The 17,367-nt window shown below is 32.8% G+C and carries 17 protein-coding genes; 4 read left to right on the top strand and 13 right to left on the bottom strand.

Annotated features, from left to right (window positions below):
* Window positions 1-4: 4 nt before the first annotated feature.
* The 4 genes from H7355_RS08405 to H7355_RS08390 all read right to left on the bottom strand — a co-directional run bounded on the left by H7355_RS08405 (window position 5) and on the right by H7355_RS08390 (window position 3,191).
* Window positions 5-1,195 carry a multidrug effflux MFS transporter gene (locus H7355_RS08405; protein WP_186646513.1) on the bottom strand — a complete coding sequence of 397 codons (1,191 nt, stop codon included), beginning with the start codon at window positions 1,193-1,195 and terminating at the stop codon, window positions 5-7.
* Window positions 1,170-2,111: a COX15/CtaA family protein gene (locus H7355_RS08400; RefSeq protein WP_186646512.1), complete on the bottom strand. Its 942-nt coding sequence runs from the start codon at window positions 2,109-2,111 to the stop codon at window positions 1,170-1,172. The genes H7355_RS08405 and H7355_RS08400 overlap by 26 nt, the downstream gene beginning before the upstream one ends.
* Window positions 2,112-2,199: 88 nt before the next feature.
* Window positions 2,200-2,697 (bottom strand): hypothetical protein, encoded by a 498-nt coding sequence (locus tag H7355_RS08395; RefSeq protein WP_186646511.1) that lies wholly within the window; start codon window positions 2,695-2,697, stop codon window positions 2,200-2,202.
* Window positions 2,698-2,753: 56 nt separating this feature from the next.
* A complete protein-coding gene (locus H7355_RS08390; RefSeq protein WP_186646509.1) occupies window positions 2,754-3,191 on the bottom strand; it encodes a bactofilin family protein in 438 nt (145 codons plus the stop codon).
* A gap of 118 nt (window positions 3,192-3,309) precedes the next feature.
* Between H7355_RS08390 and H7355_RS08385 the strand changes: the two genes are divergently transcribed.
* From H7355_RS08385 to H7355_RS08375, 3 genes are all read left to right on the top strand, one after another.
* Window positions 3,310-3,993, top strand: coding sequence for a hypothetical protein (locus H7355_RS08385; protein ID WP_186646506.1), 684 nt, complete (start codon window positions 3,310-3,312; stop codon window positions 3,991-3,993).
* A gap of 64 nt (window positions 3,994-4,057) precedes the next feature.
* Window positions 4,058-5,599 carry a penicillin-binding transpeptidase domain-containing protein gene (locus H7355_RS08380; RefSeq protein ID WP_186646504.1) on the top strand — a complete coding sequence of 514 codons (1,542 nt, stop codon included), beginning with the start codon at window positions 4,058-4,060 and terminating at the stop codon, window positions 5,597-5,599.
* A gap of 79 nt (window positions 5,600-5,678) precedes the next feature.
* Window positions 5,679-8,543, top strand: coding sequence for a DEAD/DEAH box helicase (locus tag H7355_RS08375; protein WP_186646502.1), 2,865 nt, complete (start codon window positions 5,679-5,681; stop codon window positions 8,541-8,543).
* Window positions 8,544-8,550: 7 nt separating this feature from the next.
* On the opposite strand, the gene H7355_RS08370 is transcribed toward H7355_RS08375, so the two are convergent.
* From H7355_RS08370 to H7355_RS08350, 5 genes are all read right to left on the bottom strand, one after another.
* Window positions 8,551-8,943: a PilZ domain-containing protein gene (locus H7355_RS08370; protein ID WP_186646500.1), complete on the bottom strand. Its 393-nt coding sequence runs from the start codon at window positions 8,941-8,943 to the stop codon at window positions 8,551-8,553.
* A gap of 20 nt (window positions 8,944-8,963) precedes the next feature.
* Window positions 8,964-9,704, bottom strand: coding sequence for a hypothetical protein (locus H7355_RS08365; RefSeq protein ID WP_186646498.1), 741 nt, complete (start codon window positions 9,702-9,704; stop codon window positions 8,964-8,966).
* A 36-nt stretch (window positions 9,705-9,740) separates the two neighbouring features.
* The gene (nusB, locus tag H7355_RS08360) at window positions 9,741-10,184 is read right to left on the bottom strand and encodes a transcription antitermination factor NusB (protein WP_186646496.1); all 444 of its coding nucleotides are present in this window, start codon (window positions 10,182-10,184) and stop codon (window positions 9,741-9,743) included.
* The gene (gene ribH / locus H7355_RS08355) at window positions 10,181-10,642 is read right to left on the bottom strand and encodes a 6,7-dimethyl-8-ribityllumazine synthase (protein WP_186646495.1); all 462 of its coding nucleotides are present in this window, start codon (window positions 10,640-10,642) and stop codon (window positions 10,181-10,183) included. Before ribH ends, nusB begins: the two co-directional genes overlap by 4 nt.
* 91 nt (window positions 10,643-10,733) lie before the next feature.
* On the bottom strand, window positions 10,734-11,876 hold the full coding sequence (locus H7355_RS08350; protein WP_186646493.1) for an acyl-CoA dehydrogenase family protein: 1,143 nt from the start codon (window positions 11,874-11,876) through the stop codon (window positions 10,734-10,736).
* A gap of 217 nt (window positions 11,877-12,093) precedes the next feature.
* Between H7355_RS08350 and H7355_RS08345 the strand changes: the two genes are divergently transcribed.
* Window positions 12,094-13,857 (top strand): acyl-CoA dehydrogenase family protein, encoded by a 1,764-nt coding sequence (locus H7355_RS08345; RefSeq protein WP_186646491.1) that lies wholly within the window; start codon window positions 12,094-12,096, stop codon window positions 13,855-13,857.
* A gap of 78 nt (window positions 13,858-13,935) precedes the next feature.
* Here H7355_RS08345 and H7355_RS08340 read toward each other — a convergent pair whose 3' ends face one another.
* The 4 genes from H7355_RS08340 to H7355_RS08325 are packed head-to-tail and all read right to left on the bottom strand — an operon-like array spanning window position 13,936 to window position 17,365.
* Window positions 13,936-15,156, bottom strand: coding sequence for an MFS transporter (locus H7355_RS08340; protein ID WP_186646489.1), 1,221 nt, complete (start codon window positions 15,154-15,156; stop codon window positions 13,936-13,938).
* 12 nt (window positions 15,157-15,168) lie between these two features.
* On the bottom strand, window positions 15,169-15,987 hold the full coding sequence (locus H7355_RS08335; RefSeq protein ID WP_186646487.1) for a cupin-like domain-containing protein: 819 nt from the start codon (window positions 15,985-15,987) through the stop codon (window positions 15,169-15,171).
* Between the two features lie 15 nt (window positions 15,988-16,002).
* Entirely contained in the window at window positions 16,003-16,407 is a 405-nt protein-coding gene (locus H7355_RS08330) for a hypothetical protein (RefSeq protein ID WP_186646485.1), read from the bottom strand.
* Window positions 16,397-17,365 (bottom strand): ThiF family adenylyltransferase, encoded by a 969-nt coding sequence (locus H7355_RS08325; RefSeq protein ID WP_186646483.1) that lies wholly within the window; start codon window positions 17,363-17,365, stop codon window positions 16,397-16,399. The genes H7355_RS08330 and H7355_RS08325 overlap by 11 nt, the downstream gene beginning before the upstream one ends.
* Window positions 17,366-17,367: the final 2 nt, after the last annotated feature.

Below are 17,367 nucleotides of genomic sequence, written 5' to 3'. Positions count from 1 at the left end.
CGCACTAAGTGGCTTTTTTTCTCATAATTAAAAGATAATAAAAAACAACTAAAAAAGTCGAAGATATAAACATCACAGTCGCCATTGGAATTTGATTGTCGGATTTAAACGATCCTGAAATATATCCAGCAAATACCCCAAACATGATTTCAATAAAAAAGAATAAACCAGAAGCAATTCCTAACATTTTAGGAAAGAGATCCATCATGCCAACCTGTGTCAATGGAAAAATAATACCTATACCAAACATTAAGACAATTATAGGAGGCAAAATAGCTAATACTGAAACATAATTTAACAATGCAAAAATTATTAACATTAAAGAACTTAGAAAGCATATGATAGTAGCAAAACTAAGAACATAATTTAAATGATATTTTGCTGATAATTTTCTCGCCATTATTGTCCCAAAAACATATCCTAAAGAGACCATAGCAAATATGATTCCATAAAGAACTGATGACACACCTATTATATCTTGGAAAATAAAAGAAGAAGACGATATAAATGAAAAATACGCACACCATGCAAAAGAAATAGTTAGAGTATAGCCTAGATATGTTCTATTTGATAAAATTTCTTTATAGTTTTTAAATAATGCTCTGAGATGTGTTGCTTTTGGATTTAAATTTTTATTTGTTTCTTCGATCTTAAAATATACTAATGCTAATATTATTGCAGATAATAGAATTAATAATACAAATGAGGATCTCCATCCAAAGTAGGTTTGAAGAATCCCTCCTATAATTGGTGCGATAGCGGGTGATATTGCCATACCTGTTGCCATATATGTTAATACTTTGACTTGATCCTTTTTCTCAAATGAATCTCGAACAATTGTTCGCCCTAAAACGATTCCGCAGCAGCCTCCAAGCGCTTGAAAGAAGCGAGCAATAATTAAAAACCAAACATTTTGTGCAAAAACACATGCAAACGAAGCTATTAAAAATAAAGAGAGGCCAATTAATAAAATAGGTCTTCTCCCAAAACGATCAGATAAAGATCCACATGTTAACATAGAGATAGCAAAACCAATCATATAAAAACTGAGTGTCAATTGTATGAGTGGTTGAGTTGTATTTAAGTCTTCAACCATGTGCGGAAGGGATGGAATATAAGAATCAGTCGAAAAGGAAGGTAGAGAAATAACCAAAATCAAAATAAAAATCTTAAGAATATCGGAACACTTTTTCAAGAAATTTCTCCTCAGAAAGAACCTCATTGCAAAATAAGATACAGGCAACCCAAACGATATCACCCGTTAATAAATGTACAATTTGCATCCACACAGGTGCTAATAAAGCAATATTAATAAAACCACACAAGATTTGAACTACAATAATAAACGTAATAAAGTAAGCAAATTTTTTAATTCTTTTTGTAGAATTTTTATGAGCAAAGTTCCAAGTAATTACAATGATATAGAATGAAATTAATACCGCAAAAATAGGATGATAGATTCGTAATGATTTTAAAAAGTGAGTCGTCCCTTCATTTTCTGCAAATAACCCTTCACCAACATAATTGGGTTTGAAGAGAGTGTCCCCTAAAGCAGTGATAGCACCGCTCACTCCTATAAAAAATAGTCCTAAAATTGCAATAGCAATAAAAAATAATTTCTTATTTTGTCCACGGAGCTGTGCAACTCCAAAACCAGAAGAATAATAAGCTGTTAAAGCAATTGAAGCGAGCAATAGAAAAGTACTTATCAAATGCAGAGACATAACATAGGCTCTAAAAACAGAAGAGTTATTTGCCACTAAACCAAATAGCACAAGGCCTGCCCCTAATAGGGCTTCGAATACCATTAAGCAAAAAGCACATAACGCTGTCTTTCGAATAGGGCTCCCTTTTTGCGTTACTTTAAAAGACCAAGCAAGCAAAACGATTGCGCCTATTCCAGCAAGCCCGCTCAATGTTCTGTGGGAAAATTCAACAATTGTATGAACCTTTGCAAAATCAGGTATAAACTGGCCATTGCAGAGTGGCCAATGCTCACCACAACCCGCTCCTGAACCCGTGGCACGTACAAAGGCACCATTTAGAACAACAAAAAAATTAAAAACAAGGAAAGCCCAACTATAAAATGCAAAATTTTTAATATTTTTCATAAAATTTCCGTTTTGGCGATTGAATAAAAACCAGTCAAAAACGGACAATAACGAAGAGACAGTTGAGAATCAATAAGCAGCTTGAAAATTAACTTGATTTTAAAAGATTATCAATCATACCATCCACATCTTCTTGATCGAGTTTTTTATTGCGCGGATCAGGCAAACTTGAAATCATTGTTATATAATTTCTATAAATTTCATCTTCTTCAGAAGAAAATTGTTTTCTTCTTAAATCTCTATGTAAAAATGAATGAAGAATTTCTGCGCCTTTTCTCACAACATACAAAGGATTCGGATAAAGTGCTTCATTTTTAATTAAAAACTCTTTATTAAATGCACAATTCATCCAATTTGAAATTTCAACAATAGCATTTCGGTATTGATTCTCTGACTCAAATTGCGCTGAACTCATAATACTGTTTATTAAATTAGAAATTGCCGCAAAAGATTTATCATCAGGTAATGGATTGATTTTTTCAGGTTCATAGCGCCCAAACATACTCAATATCAATCTAATTCTCTGCTTAGCTTCATTATAAAGTTCTTTAATAGATTCTTTGCCTGCAACATTATCTGAATTCAACCGCATTCTCCTTTTGCAGAGAAAGGAATTAAAAAATAAAACATGCATTCATATTATTAAGAAACAACACTCAAAACAATTTCATCAACTGAGTGTCTTGGAGCTTCTAAACACGAGAGTTTTCCTCGCAATTTAGCACCTTCTTCAACTATTAATTTATAGGAAGATATTTCGCCTTCCACGCGAGCTGAAGAAGTGAGTCTTAAAGTGTCAGCCGCATAAAGGTTGCCTTCAAAAATACCGCTAATTTCAACAATGACACCATGAATTTCACCTTTTATCAGAGCTGATTCTTCTAAAATCAAGATATCTTCTGAAATAATCGTGCCTTCAACATGCCCTGCCAAACGTGCTTCACCTTTTAAAATAACTTTTCCTTGAAAAAATGTTTGGCTGCCTAAAAGAGAAAATGGCACACCTTTATATTTTTTTGAAGAATTCTCAATACCTTGCACTGACGACAAGACTTTAGCATCTTTCACTTTTGAAAACACCTTTTGACTCCTAAAATGATAAGATTGAGGTATATTGAAACCACATATAGAATCGACATCTTAAAAATATAAATTTGCAGAAAATTCTGCGAGCCCAAAAATGGCATAGGACAACATTATGACTCATGAAGTACGAATTGCCGCAAATAAATTATTTGACTCTTTGCCTCATCTAAAACTGTTACCTAATATTTGGAAAGATAATTTATTACTTAATAACCTTGTCAAAAAAAGAAAATTAAAATGTCACTGTGATGATAATATTGACATGAATATACCCCTATTTTATCCTATTTTTCCGAGCACAGGAGAATCAATTAGAGGCCTTTATGATTCATTACCTTTTGCTTATATTTCATGGAAAGTAAATTCTAAAGCCCTCCCTTATATTGAAGTTATTGAAGTCCCAATTTATTTTGATGATTTGCAATTTAAATGCCAAGAAAAGGAAATCATTGAAAAAGGTTTAGCACCCCATGGAAAAGTGGTTATTGGTAGCTATAATAAGGTTACAGATGATAATTTTAAAAACGAAATAATATCATTGCGTAAGCGTGCTTTAACAAAAATTTACGAATTCAGTCCAAACGCTACTTATATTTGTCTTTCTATTTTTTCGAATCTGCCGAAAAGTCTTGTTGAGGAGAACAAATCAAGATATTTAACTGCGATTGACTATCTTGAAAAGCAAATTTCATGGGAGTTTCAATCTGAACGATTTATACCGATAAAGTACCAGAATAAAGTTTTGCTCACGGTATTAAAAAGCTGGATCCTAACCCAAAAAGATTTAAAGCTATAATACTTTGAACAAAACTAAACGGGTTTATGGTACACTATAAAAAACGGAGTTTGAGGATACAAAAATGGATTTTTCTTTTTCTAATATTATAAAAAAGCCTCTTCATTCTCTTATTGTTTCTTTATTTTTTTTCTCTGCACCAATACATGCGCAAGTGAAAAATGCGAATATCAATTCAATATCTCAAAAATCTGTCGCAAATTTAGCCAAAGTTAAGAAATTAAATAAACAAAAAGTTAATCAGAATAAATTCAAATACAAAAAAGCATCTAGACAGAATACAAAATCAAGATACAAAGCAAGCAATTATGAACGTTACGGGAAAAATGATTTAAAAACTAATTATGTCACAGCTCAACCCGTGCTTTTTTCTGCGTATTCTAGCTCATACTTAATTAATGCTAAAAAATTAAATCCAAACACTGTTAAAGTAAAGGCTTACACTGATCCAAGAGAATCATTAAATAATAACGGAACACCATTGAACACACCGTTTGGTCAAGTTGAATGGCCTGAAATCTCAAATAAAATGTTTTTAAAAAATGGAAAAATTTATTCATATTATAAAAATTATAAATTGGAATTAACGATCGACCCTCAACTGCAAGACGCTTCAGAAAAGTACTTAAGTCAATCTAGAATTATAAATGGTTCAACAGCTATTATTGATCCTAAATCAGGAAAGATCCTTGCTCTTTCGCAAAATGGCGGAAACAGAAATGCCAGTGTTTCAGTCAGTTCGCGTGCCCCTGCAGCAAGTTTAATGAAAATTATCACAGCATCTGCCGCCATAGAAAAAAGAAATTTAAATCCATATGATGAAATTTCATTTCGAGGAGGTTGCGGTAATCTCAGAAATGGCAATTGGCTAGCGGATCCATCTCGAGACAAACAAAAAATGACTTTTGCTAAAGCTTTTGGCTCAAGCTGTAATACTGCTTTCGCCCGCTTAGCACTTTATGAAGTAGGTTTAGCTTCACTCAAGTCATATGCTGAAAAGTTTATGTTTAATAAACCAATTCCAAGTGATTTGAAGCTACAAACAAGTATGTTTTTGCTCCCTGACCCTGATACAGCAACTCCTCAGGAGGTGGCTGAAGCCGGTGCAGGATTTGGCGCAACGAAATTAAACCCAGTACATGCGGCTCTTCTTTCTGCAACTGTTAATAATCATGGTATAATGATGGCACCTTATTTAGTAGAGGCTGCTTACAATTCAGACGGAAAGGAAGTTTACAGAGCAAAACCTATGCAAATCGGACGAATAATCTCTCAACAAACTGCTTTAAAAATAGAAACCTTGATGTTAGCAACAATATCATCGGGTACAAGCCGTAGAACTTTTCATAAGGCAGGAACTCGAGCTGACGCTAATGAAATTGGCGGTAAAACAGGAACTTTGCTCGATCCAGAAAATAGAGATGTTCTTTACACTTGGTTTAGTGGTATTGCTCCACTCAACTCTCCGAATAGCATAGCTATTGGAACTGTGGTGGCAAGCCCACAAAATTGGGTCGTCAGAGCAAGTTCAGTTGCTCAAACAACTCTTGCAGACTACTTAAAGTTTGAAAAAAATGACAGTCGAGTAGCGAGTCGCAGTAATTAATTCGCTACTCTAATTCCTATTATCACCATATGTTTTTAGTAAATTATTTACTAAAAGCAAAAATTTAGACAGAATAAAAATGACTTCTCATTCGTTTATTGATTTTGTTTTCCCACAATTCCTTGCTAACAATTGGCAAAATGGAATTTCAATTTATAGATCTGGTGGAGTTTATAATTTCAACTCCTACGGAGAGCTTTTAAGCGGAAAAGTTAAGGCAGGTATTGGTGAAAATTATGAAGTGCGGATGAAAATTCATGCGCATGGAAAATTTGTTCAATGGATGGAATGTACTTGTCAAGCAAATAGAAGAAGAGCTGAGAAATGCGCACATATTGCTGCATTTTGTATTTACTTAGATCAAGAAAAAGCTCTTTATTTACAGAAATTTAATTTAGGTACAGGTGGTTCTGAACTTTATTTAAATAGCACAGCCAGCAAACCAAGACTTACCCAAACAGATGAAAATAAAACGAGCACATTCAATGCCCAAGAGAAATGGGAAATAATAAATGATGCTAAGCAAACATTAGAAAGCAATAGTTTTGAAAATATTTTTACTTCCAACGTTTTGGAAATTATTTCTATTGATTTAGACAAAGAAGAACCGTGGTTAAATGTTCTTGTTAAGCTGGATGCTTCAAAAAAATTAAATTATCGTTTTGGAATTGATGACACTTGCAAACTATTATTCAATACCAACCAATACGAAAAAGCGACTAAAAGCGTTCTTAAACTCATTGACCATGGTGTAACGGCAAAAAGATATTTTGATATTAAAAATCATAAAAACTCCGGTTTTTTAATTCAAAAAAATATAAATATTTTTAAAAATAATAATTCAATTAAAAAAATTGTATTAAGCGATCTACAAACATCACATGTTGGAAAACATGGAATATTTTATGCTAAAATCGGTTATATTCCTTTTGTCGACAAAATGAATGCAACTCAGATTTCACGTTGGCAAGAATATCCTAAATCTGGAATTGTAGAAGGAGATACAGCAGCAACTTTGATTGAAAGTGAATTTACACGTCTTAAAGAAACTGCTGAAGTTGTTTTACATAATAATCTTTCAAAAGTTAAAGTTTTTAATAAAACTATTATTCCTGAATTCACTCTAAATAAAGATTTAGATGGAGCTATTTTAATCGATGCTAAATTTAATTCTAAAGCTGAAGATAAAATAGATGGAAATACTTCAGGTACACTCTTGCAAATATTAAGAGCTCGCGCCGAAGGTAAACAGTATCTGCAAACAGAAAAAGGATTTGTTAAGATTAACGCTGAGTTTGACTGGCTACAAAACAAAATCCAGCAAGATGGACAAATTAAACTTTCAACTCTTGAATTCATACGTTTTCATGAACAATTTGGCACAGAAAGCAAAGTCAAAGGCAAAGCGGATATTATTAATAAAATTCGTGCAGGTCTTATTTCAAGAGAAAAATTATCTTTACCATCTTTAAAAGAAACACAACTTAATTTACGCCCATATCAAGAAGATGGATTAAAATGGCTTTGGTGGCTTTATAGCAACCAACTTGGTGGACTTCTTGCAGATGAAATGGGACTCGGTAAAACGCACCAAGCGATGGGACTCATATCAAGTATTGCTAAACGCGATGATTTTTCGATATCTTTAGTAGTGTGCCCGACCAGTGTGATCGACCATTGGCTTGATAAAATGAGTAAGTATATTCCGAAAGTTAAATGCATCTGTTATCATGGATCTCTGCGAAAAAACTATTTAATGGATTTACAAAAAAATATAAAAGGTCATTTTGTTTTTGTAACAAGTTACGGAATCCTATTAAGAGATATTCAACTGATAATGCAAAAAAAATGGAATTTAGTTATTTTGGATGAAGCTCATTTAGTAAAAAATCAAAGCACGCGAACATACAAAGCAGCTTGCAAAATTGAAAGCAATATGCGCCTATGTTTGACAGGGACACCGCTTGAAAATGATTTAATGGAACTTAAAAACTTATTCGATTATATAGCTCCAAGTTATTTAGGCAGTGATAGTGAATTTAAAAAGAAATATATGTCAAATGATGAAATTCATAATCCAATCGCAGATATTGAATTGCATCGACTGATTCATCCTTTTAAAATGCGTAGAAATAAACTTGATGTACTTACTGATCTTCCAGATAAAGTTGAAGATATTCGCTATTGTCATTTAAATTTAGCACAAAAAAAGCTCTATAATGAAGTGTTAAATTTAAAAGGAAAAAAATTAATCGATGATTTACAAAATGAAAAAAGCCCTGTTCCATATATCCATATATTCAGCTTAATAAGTCTTTTAAAACAAATTTGTGATGATCCCTCTATCATTGATCCAAGATATTCACAGTTAGGCAGTGGTAAGTTAAAAGTATTTGATGAATTGCTAGGAGAAGCTCTTGAAAGTAATCAAAAAGTAGTCGTATTTTCCCAATATGCAAAAATGGTTACTAAACTTTCTGAAAGACTGAATGCTCAAGGAATTCAGCATGTGATTTTAACAGGACAATCTGTCAATAGAGGGAGTATTGTTAAAGAATTTCAAGAAAATAAAGATGTAAAAGTATTTATTGGTTCATTATTAGCTGGTGGAACAGGGATAGATTTAACTTCAGCAAGTGTTGTTATTCACTTTGACAGATGGTGGAATGCTGCAAAAGAAAATCAAGCTACCGATAGAATTCACCGCATTGGCCAGATAAGGAATGTTCAAGTTTATAAACTTGTCACAAGGGGAACATTAGAAGAAAGAATTGATGACATTATCAGTAGGAAAAGGATGATTTTTGAAAGATTTGTTGAACAAGATGAAGAAGTCTTTAAACATCTTTCACGTGATGATCTTTTACAATTACTAAAAGCTCCTTCGGATGATACTGAGATCGAGTCGAATGACGAAGACAGCATAGAAGTATATAATATATAAAAAAAAGTTATTTAGAAAGCTGCCAAGTCTGAGGGAACTTTTTTAAAATCACTCCATTTTCGATAATATATTTTATTACTTTTACATTATTTTCACTAAGATTTTTAAACTCAATCCCTGCATAAAATATATTTTCTTTATCCAAATATTTAATAACACCAATAATTGGTTCAATATTAATTTCTAGATTTTTTTTAAGAAAATTTTCTTCAACATGCAACTCTACAACGTCATTGACTTGAAAACTATGATTATTAGAAATATATATTGCACAACCATTTAAAGAAAAATCTTTAACTGAATTGTGGAGAGCTATAGGCTTTTTATTTTGAAAAATTGATATTATAAAGTTTATATCATGTCTCTTACTTTTTCTTTTTTCATAACTTTTTTTTACCATATTTATCACCTATGATAAAATTAAAACTTGAATAAAGTCTCTTCAGTTAAATTACCTTGTTTTCTTAAAACACGAGCGGAGTGGATAAGAAAATCAAAACATTTTTGGGTAGATGGAAAAACCCCAATGCAAGGGTGTAATGCTGAATCTGCTAGGAACCAAAGAAATTCTTCCGTTACTTTTTTTTGTAAATCCATTTCTGAATAATTTAATATAGACTCTTTCAAACCTACTAATTCATATTTATCTATAAGCCACATAAAAAATGAACGAATATAATCGCAAAGCATTTTTATATCAAAGAGAAACAAAATAGATTGAGCTCTGACTTCTTGAATATTTGGAAATAAATAACTTAAATAAACTTGCATAAACTCTTCAGGAGTTCTGACTCCCATAAGTTCTTTAAGTGGCAAATATCTAAGCACATCGATACGAGGAGAGGAAAATAAGCTTAGATGTTGACCAACGAGAAACCATCTCGAAATAGGTAATGATTTATGGCCTTCTTCGTTTACTTGTAATAAAAGTGATTCTTGTTCAAAAACTGAGAAATGACCTAGAATAACACTTTCAGATAATTCTTTCTCAAGAAAAGCTGGACTTGCTTGAATAAAAATACCTTTTTTTTGATCTTTTAAAACTTGACTAGAAAATGTGCCGATACCTAAAAAAGTCTCTAAAGAATATCCTTGAGCAACACGCTCAGAAATAAATCGTGCACAGGCTTCGATATTTTCTAGGAGGTAAATTTCTCTCATTTCAATTATTCGCCTTTTTGATTAATAAATATTCAATCAAGCAGAACGTACAGTTTTAGCAATCGCATCGAGAATACCGTTTACAAATGAAGCTGAGTTTGAAGAGCCATATTCTTGCGCAATAGAAGCTGCTTCAGAAATAACAACTCCAATATCTGTATCGGTTCGCTCTAAAAGCTCAACTGTTGCAATTCTAAGAACCGCTAAATCAACTCGAGCAATGCGCGAAATTTTCCAATTTTTTGCATTTTTTTCGATTAAATCATCGACTATTTTGCTTTTCTCAAATACAGCCGCTAATAAAGAACGCAAAAAAGCTCTTTGATTCTCAGACACTTCAGATTGTTTAATAAACTGTTCTAAAACACTTTTTTGCATAACATATTGTTGATTTACATCTTGCTGATAAGCAAATTGAACCGCAAACCTTCTCACTTGCTTAAAATCGGCTGGTTTGAGTCCAGTTACACCTTCTATCATAATGATAAATTTCCTAATAATGAGGATCTGAGCAAGATCATTTCTAATAACGAATCAGCAACATCACTGCCTTTGTTGCCAAGTTTTCCACCCGCCCTATCGATTGCCTGTTCCATTGTATCGCACGTAAGTATGCCAAAACAAACTGGAACTGAGCGAGAAAGTTGAACATTCATCAAACCAGAAGATGTGGATGAACAAACATAATCATAATGATCTGTTGATCCACGAATCACGGCTCCAAGAGCAACAACTCCGTGTACTTTTTTATTATCTATTAAAAGTTGAGCTGCAAATGGCGTTTCAAATGCCCCTGGTACCTCAATTTCAATAATATTTTCAGGTTTTACGCCACGCCGAATGAGAATATTTTTTGCACCTGAAGCAAGTCGAGACGTTATAACCTCATTAAATCTTGCAACAACAATGCCAATTTTTGCTTCTGAAGCCTTTATCATCTCTGACACCAAATCTTTCTAAAAATTCACAAAAAGAAGACACCATTCCGCAGTTTGCTTAACACAGCATTTCATTTATTTAAAGAATTCTTTAGATGTCTAGCAGCATTCTTCCAACAATCATTCTTTGAATTTGGGATGTTCCTTCATATATTTGAAATATTTTTGCATCCCGCATAAGCATTTCAACAGGATATTCTCTATTATATCCATACCCACCAAATATCTGAACCGCATTTGTGGTAATTCTCATACAGGCATCAGCTGCAAACATCTTAGCTATCGAAGCATAATATGTATTTTTTCTCCCTGCATCCACCTCATCCGCAGCTTTCCATACGAGTAAACGCGAAGCTTCAATATCCCGCGCCATTTCTGCAATCATAAAGCTAACACCTTGATTTTCAGATATAGTTTTACCAAATGCCTGTCTTTGTTTTGCATAATCAATTGCACACATCATAGCCCGCTGGCTTAAGCCTAAAGCTTCTGCAGCAACGGCAGGGCGTGTCCTATCAAAAGCCCCCATGGCGAGTTTAAACCCGTCACCTTCTTTACCAAGTAAATATTTAGCAGGCACCTCAACGTTATCAAAGGTCACGCCCCGTGTGTCGCTGCAGCGTTGACCCATATTATCTTCTTTTCTACCAATCGTAATGCCAGGTGTTTTTGCTGAAACAATAAAACCTGACATTCCTTTGTGCCCCTTAGAGGAGTCAGTTTTAGCAAGCACAAAAAACCACGATGCATAGTTTGCATTTGTGATCCACATTTTTGATCCATTGATAATATATTTATCGCCCGATTTTTTTGCTGTCGTCTTAATTCCTGCAACATCACTTCCTGCACCTGGCTCCGTTACGCAGTAGGAAGCCATTTGGCATTCTTCAACCATAGGTGCCAAAAAATCTTTCCATGCATGCTTATTTTCAGAAAGAATAACAGGAACTGCGGCCAAATCATTCGCCAAAGCCGCTGTACAGAAACCAGCACACCCCATGGCCAAAGCTTCCGAAATTAAACAATGATCAAATGTGCCCAAACCAAGCCCACCGACTTCTTCAGGCACAAATGCATTTAACATTCCAAGTTCATGTGTCTTCTTTAATAAATCCATTGGGAATTTTGCTGTTTCGTCCAATTCACGCGCTTTAGGCCATACTTCTTTATTCGAAAAATCTTTCGCCATTTCAAACAATTGCCTTTGGGTTTCATTAAGTTCAAACATAGCCATAATTTTTTTCTCCTAAAAATAAATAAAAATAAAATTCTCTATACTTCAAAATATGTTTAAATTTTAAAACTAGCAATGGTTGCAATACACTATAAGTGACATTGACAGTAAATACAGTTTGCATTTCAAACAGTTTGCTCTCTTCATTCAATTCAGCTAATTTACTATTGTAAAGTTATCTTATCCAGATTGAAAATAGTAAAAACGAGGAGGTTTTATGTCTGGTAATACGAAATTTAGTTTCATGAAAAGCATATTTAATGGGCATATATCAGAAAAATCTCTGCATCATTATCCCTTTTTTAATACCAATAGAGAAAATGATTATACTTTGATGGCCAATTCTATTAATGATTGGATGAAACAAAATGTTGATAGTTTAAAATTCGACCAAGAAAAAAAATTACCAAAAGAAATTATTCAAGGAATGAAAGAAATGGGTCTCTTTGGACTTATTATCCCTGAAGCTTTTGGTGGAAGCGAATTTACCCAAACATTTTATACTAGAACGCTTGAACTTTTAAATAAACACGACGCATCTGTTACCTTAACCGCGGGTGCACACAGCTCGATTGGTTTAAAAGGACTTTATTTATATGGCAATGAGAAACAAAAGGCAAAATATATGCCTAAGCTTGCAACAGGAGAAATGATCGCTTCCTTTGCTTTAACAGAACCAACTGCAGGAAGCGATGCCGCAGGAATTAAAACCAGAGCAGTTAAACAAGGCGACCATTATATAATTAATGGCTCAAAATTATGGATAACAAATGGTGGTTTCGCAGATTTTTTCACCGTATTTGCAAAGGAAGAAATAAATGGCGAAGATAAAATCACCGCATTTATCGTAACAAGAGACATGGGCGGAGTCACCCATGGATCAGAAGAACTTAAACTTGGTATTAAAGCATCATCCACTGTTGAAGTCTTTTTTAAAGATGTAAAAGTTCCTGCAGAAAATATCTTAGGAAAATCGGGCGACGGTTTTAAAATTGCTATGGGAATTTTAAACCAAGGTCGCATGGGCTTAGCGGGCGGTGCTTTGGGCGCTATGAAATCCGCAATGGACGAGTGCATAACTTACACAAAAAATAGAAAAGCATTTGGCCACAGTATTTCTGACTTTGGCCTTATCCAAAGCATGTTAAGCGAAATGGCAATGCATATATATACTTCTGAATCTGCAACTTATTTCGCAACCAATTTAGTCGATTCCGGCGATACGGATTACAGCATCGAGGCTGCAATTTGTAAAGTATTTGTCACAGAAGCAAGTTGGGCAACAATCAACACTGCCATGCAAATTCACGGTGGCAATGGTTATATGGTTGAATATGGCATTGAAAGAAAACTCAGAGATGGACGTATTGGACTTATATTTGAAGGAACAAACGAAATATTAAGACTCTTTATTGCAATGACAGGATTGAAAGAGCCTGCTTCTCAATACCAACGCCTTGGCAAAGAACTACAGTCATTACAAAATATCAAAAGTGTTGACTTCTTGAACAGCGCCATAGGAAAAATAGGCTTTTTATCTGAATTTGCCTTCAGTGAAGTTAAAAAGAGTGTGCTAACAGAAAAGCTAGAAGGTTTTCATCCAGCCCTCGAAAAAGAATGCGAAAGACTCTCAACAGCGACACATGCGCTGACAACTTCTGCTTCTAAACTCATTCGCACTTACGGACACAAACTGGTTGATGAGCAATTGCAATTGTCACGCCTCGCAGATATCGCAATCGACACATATGTAATTTCTTCCGTTTTATCGAGAATAAATTCCGTCTTAGAAAAGCATGGTGGCCCAGAGAAAAATGAAGCTGAACTCACCATGGCAAAATTAATTATTCGAAACGCAAAAGCGCGGATCAATCAAAATATTTACAATTTAAAAGCAAATCATGATGATAAAATAAAAATCATCGCTAAGAAATTGCTTGAAACTGAAAAATATCCTTTTGCAATTGATAATTTTAAATAGTGTTTTAAAATTATTTCAGAAACCCTTATACATTTATTTTATTTTTAAGCTTTAACAAAATATCCAACCCTTTTAACACTATTTTAACTCGCAATTTTTTATTTTAAAAACAAAAATAAACGCACAAGCAGCAATGATACTTTCTACAAGATAAAAATTTTGGACACTAATGAGGTTTCCTTTATAATTTACTAAAACATAAAGAAGCAAAACTCCAATACCTGATAAACTATAGAAAGTCGCTTGCAATCGACCTTGAAAGTCAGGACTTGTTAAGAGTTGTGCTTGACTAATAACAACAGCCCAACTAGAAAGTCCAACCCCTATGCCAAAATAAACAATATAGCTTATAAGAATATTATCATTAATTGAGAATATATATAAGGTGATTGAAAGTAATATTGTAAGAAACATGAGGGTATATTTAGCACTTATTTTTTTGCATAAAATAGGAGAAAAGAATCCTCCAACAAAAATACCTAACGAAATTAAAGCTTCTAGGCGGGCGAATAGGACGGTATCACCTTTAAGAACTACTTGTGTAAAGGGGACAAGCAAAATGGGGATTGTCATGATCAGGACCATAATAATCATTTGTGTAAGATAGACACCTATAAGGGAAGGATTCCTTGCAATATATTTTAAAGAATCAATATAGTCATTTAAGAATGTTTGTTTTTTTGTTTGGAATTTATTAAAATTATTTATAGGATTATATTTCATTAAGTAATTAAACAAACCTGAAATAATAAAAAAAGCCCCACCAAGAGCAAGAGTACCAATAGTGTTTAAGTAATAAATAAGGACACCGCTTACTCCCATCCCAATAATTGTGCCAAACTCGTAAAGCATATCTACAGTTGCATTCGCTTCAACGAGTTTATTTTCTGGTACAATTTCTTTTACGAATGGGATTGCCGCTGGCATGTAAAAGGAAATAAAAAAGCCAAGCACAGATGCAAGGTAATAAATGTTTGGTTCTAAACCATTCAACATAAAAAATGCGAATACAAATACAGCGATTCCTCTTACTACATTAGATAAAATTAATAAATATTTTTTATTGTACCTATCAGCACAAACACCAAAAAAAGGACCAAAGATAATACTTGGCATCCAAATATAAAACATGAGAAGAGCCAAGCTGCCGATAGAATTATTTTTCTGATAAGCGTACCAAGACATTGTTATATATATTAATCCATTGCCAAATGTAGCGAGAATTCCACTGAGTGCAAACAAAAGGTAGGGCTGAGATTTAAAGAGTTTTACCCTAATTTTAACTTCATTTATAAACACTTCATGTTCCTTTTATTCAATAATTCTTTTAAATCCATTGCAAACCCAATTAATATTTTTGCCAAATAAAGACATTTGTTTTGCGCCGTTTTGAACACGTTGGATAAAATTAGGCATCATAATAATCAATTCATCTAGAAAATTTTTCATATTTGCATTATTCACAGTACTATGAATAAACGTGACAGAATTTTTCAAAGTTTTTGCTTGGTGCCACCACTGAGTAGGGAAATAAAGAAAATCACCTTTTTTAAGGATTACTTTATAATATGTTATAGATAATGAATGCAGTTCTTCTTCAGCGTAATATTTACCTTCTTCAAGTTTAAAAGATGGCTCAACTAATACAAACTCCTTTTCTCCTTCTAATTGACCGACTATTCCATTAACACGAAACATATCTTGGTGAATATTTGTTTTTGTGTCTTTACTCGACATCAGCAACCAAGGTGAAATAACAAGTTTACAGACAAGTGAATTTCGGAAAAATATGTCTTCCATCTTCTCTGGTAATGTATATTGGTCGTGAAGTTCAGGATACTTATAAAATGGCTGCCAAGACCAATTGCCTATAGTTGAAATACCTAATGCAATTCTATTTATATATTCTTTTATATTTATAGTCTCATTTATAATTCCATTGATGTTTGTTTCAACGTTAATTCGATCATGCCCATATGTGTTTGCAATATATTCAAACATATTGTTGTGATAGAGCTTCCAATTTTTGCAGTAATTTCTAATGACAATACATGAATTTTGCAATTCTTCAGTGGAAAAGCATTTTATGTCATCAATTTTGGAATCGTATTCAATTAAATTATTTTTCATAAGTTTTACCATTATTTAATTTATGACTAAATTCTTCTTTGAAATTTTACTCCTATTGAAAATAATTTTTCCTAAAAAAAACGAATCAATATAAAAAAATGTCGAGTGAAAACAGCCAATTGTGGAATGTTGCAATTTTTTAAAAGAGCCTTTCGTATAGTTATTAGAATGAACCGTGGGAACTAAAAACTGAAGCAGAAATAAATCAATATGTAAAGCTTCATGTACTATATTTGTAATATACTTAACTTCACCCCATTCTTTTTTTTGTTTGACAACTACTTTTCCTAAAAACTTTAAGCAAATTTTAGCAGTTAAATTAGGATATTTAGCATGTATAAGTTGGCGAATATAATTATTTATTAATAAAAATCTGCTTAGATAGAATTGTATTATAATTTTATTTTTTTCAATTTTCATAATCATTCTCTTCAACTATTTCGAGTGAAAAATGATTCATTATTAATTTCTTGTTTGGAAATAACATTTTTTTTTCATCATAGAATAAATTAAATATCTCGTTACTCAAAATAGATGTTAATAAAGAATTTGTGGAGGGAATTGAACCTCTAATTGGGGTAGCATTTATAATACTTACAGAATTAAGATATGAAAGATAATTTTTCATTGCACCTTTACTTTTTAAAAGTGGTCCAACTTTTATAGTATCATAACCAGCAGCTCCAAATATAATAGGAATATTTTTTTCTAATGCATATTCTGTCGAATAAATTGCTGACTTAATTGGTGGGCTATCTATCGCTGATACTATAAGATCACTTGTGGAGAGATTATCAATGAGTATTTGTGTAGAATTTATAAATAAATTTAAACACATAATTTTAGCAGATGGATTTCTTTTTAATAAATTATCTTTTAGGGCCTGGGCTTTATTCTTTCCAATATCTTCTGGGACAAATGGAAATTGCCTATTTAGATTACTCGCCTCAACTGTATCGTAATCTACGAAAGTAAAGTTTGAAAATCCCATTACAAGTAAATTTAAAGCGATATTCGCCCCTACTCCGCCACAACCAAAAATTGTAATGTTAATATTATGATTAAAATCAATATCTGTTTGTTTGCCTGATAAGTGGTGACAAAGGAAATCATATGATCTTTCCAGTGGGGTATTTAGATATGCTAATTTGTATGGAATAATAAGTGACATTTCAAACATTTTTTTTACTATGTTCCCTACTATGCTGCAATTTACATAGACATCTATTTTATCCGCATTTAATCCTTCTTTTATTTGTTCCAAAAAATGTTTAATTTCTGAAAAATTAACTCTCGCTTTAATAGACAAAGACTTATGTCCATATACTATAATATTTTCACTCAAGTAAATAATTGTGCCATTCAATCGGTAATACATAA

The organism is Fluviispira vulneris, assembly GCF_014281055.1.
Taxonomy (GTDB): domain Bacteria; phylum Bdellovibrionota_B; class Oligoflexia; order Silvanigrellales; family Silvanigrellaceae; genus Silvanigrella; species Silvanigrella vulneris.
The sequence above is the reverse complement of the archived record's forward strand: the minus strand, read 5'-3'. Positions and strand labels throughout refer to the sequence as shown.

What these genes read in the sequence shown, in the direction of transcription:
- H7355_RS08375 (WP_186646502.1), top strand. Translation starts at nt 5,679, where the DNA reads ATGACTTCTCATTCGTTTATTGATTTTGTTTTCCCACAATTCCTTGCT.
- H7355_RS08365 (WP_186646498.1), bottom strand. Translation starts at nt 9,704, where the DNA reads ATGAGAGAAATTTACCTCCTAGAAAATATCGAAGCCTGTGCACGATTT.
- nusB (WP_186646496.1), bottom strand. Translation starts at nt 10,184, where the DNA reads ATGATAGAAGGTGTAACTGGACTCAAACCAGCCGATTTTAAGCAAGTG.
- H7355_RS08345 (WP_186646491.1), top strand. Translation starts at nt 12,094, where the DNA reads ATGTCTGGTAATACGAAATTTAGTTTCATGAAAAGCATATTTAATGGG.
- H7355_RS08385 (WP_186646506.1), top strand. Translation starts at nt 3,310, where the DNA reads ATGACTCATGAAGTACGAATTGCCGCAAATAAATTATTTGACTCTTTG.
- H7355_RS08330 (WP_186646485.1), bottom strand. Translation starts at nt 16,407, where the DNA reads ATGAAAATTGAAAAAAATAAAATTATAATACAATTCTATCTAAGCAGA.
- H7355_RS08380 (WP_186646504.1), top strand. Translation starts at nt 4,058, where the DNA reads ATGGATTTTTCTTTTTCTAATATTATAAAAAAGCCTCTTCATTCTCTT.
- H7355_RS08400 (WP_186646512.1), bottom strand. Translation starts at nt 2,111, where the DNA reads ATGAAAAATATTAAAAATTTTGCATTTTATAGTTGGGCTTTCCTTGTT.
- ribH (WP_186646495.1), bottom strand. Translation starts at nt 10,642, where the DNA reads ATGATAAAGGCTTCAGAAGCAAAAATTGGCATTGTTGTTGCAAGATTT.
- H7355_RS08370 (WP_186646500.1), bottom strand. Translation starts at nt 8,943, where the DNA reads ATGGTAAAAAAAAGTTATGAAAAAAGAAAAAGTAAGAGACATGATATA.
- H7355_RS08335 (WP_186646487.1), bottom strand. Translation starts at nt 15,987, where the DNA reads ATGAAAAATAATTTAATTGAATACGATTCCAAAATTGATGACATAAAA.
- H7355_RS08350 (WP_186646493.1), bottom strand. Translation starts at nt 11,876, where the DNA reads ATGGCTATGTTTGAACTTAATGAAACCCAAAGGCAATTGTTTGAAATG.
- H7355_RS08325 (WP_186646483.1), bottom strand. Translation starts at nt 17,365, where the DNA reads ATGTATTACCGATTGAATGGCACAATTATTTACTTGAGTGAAAATATT.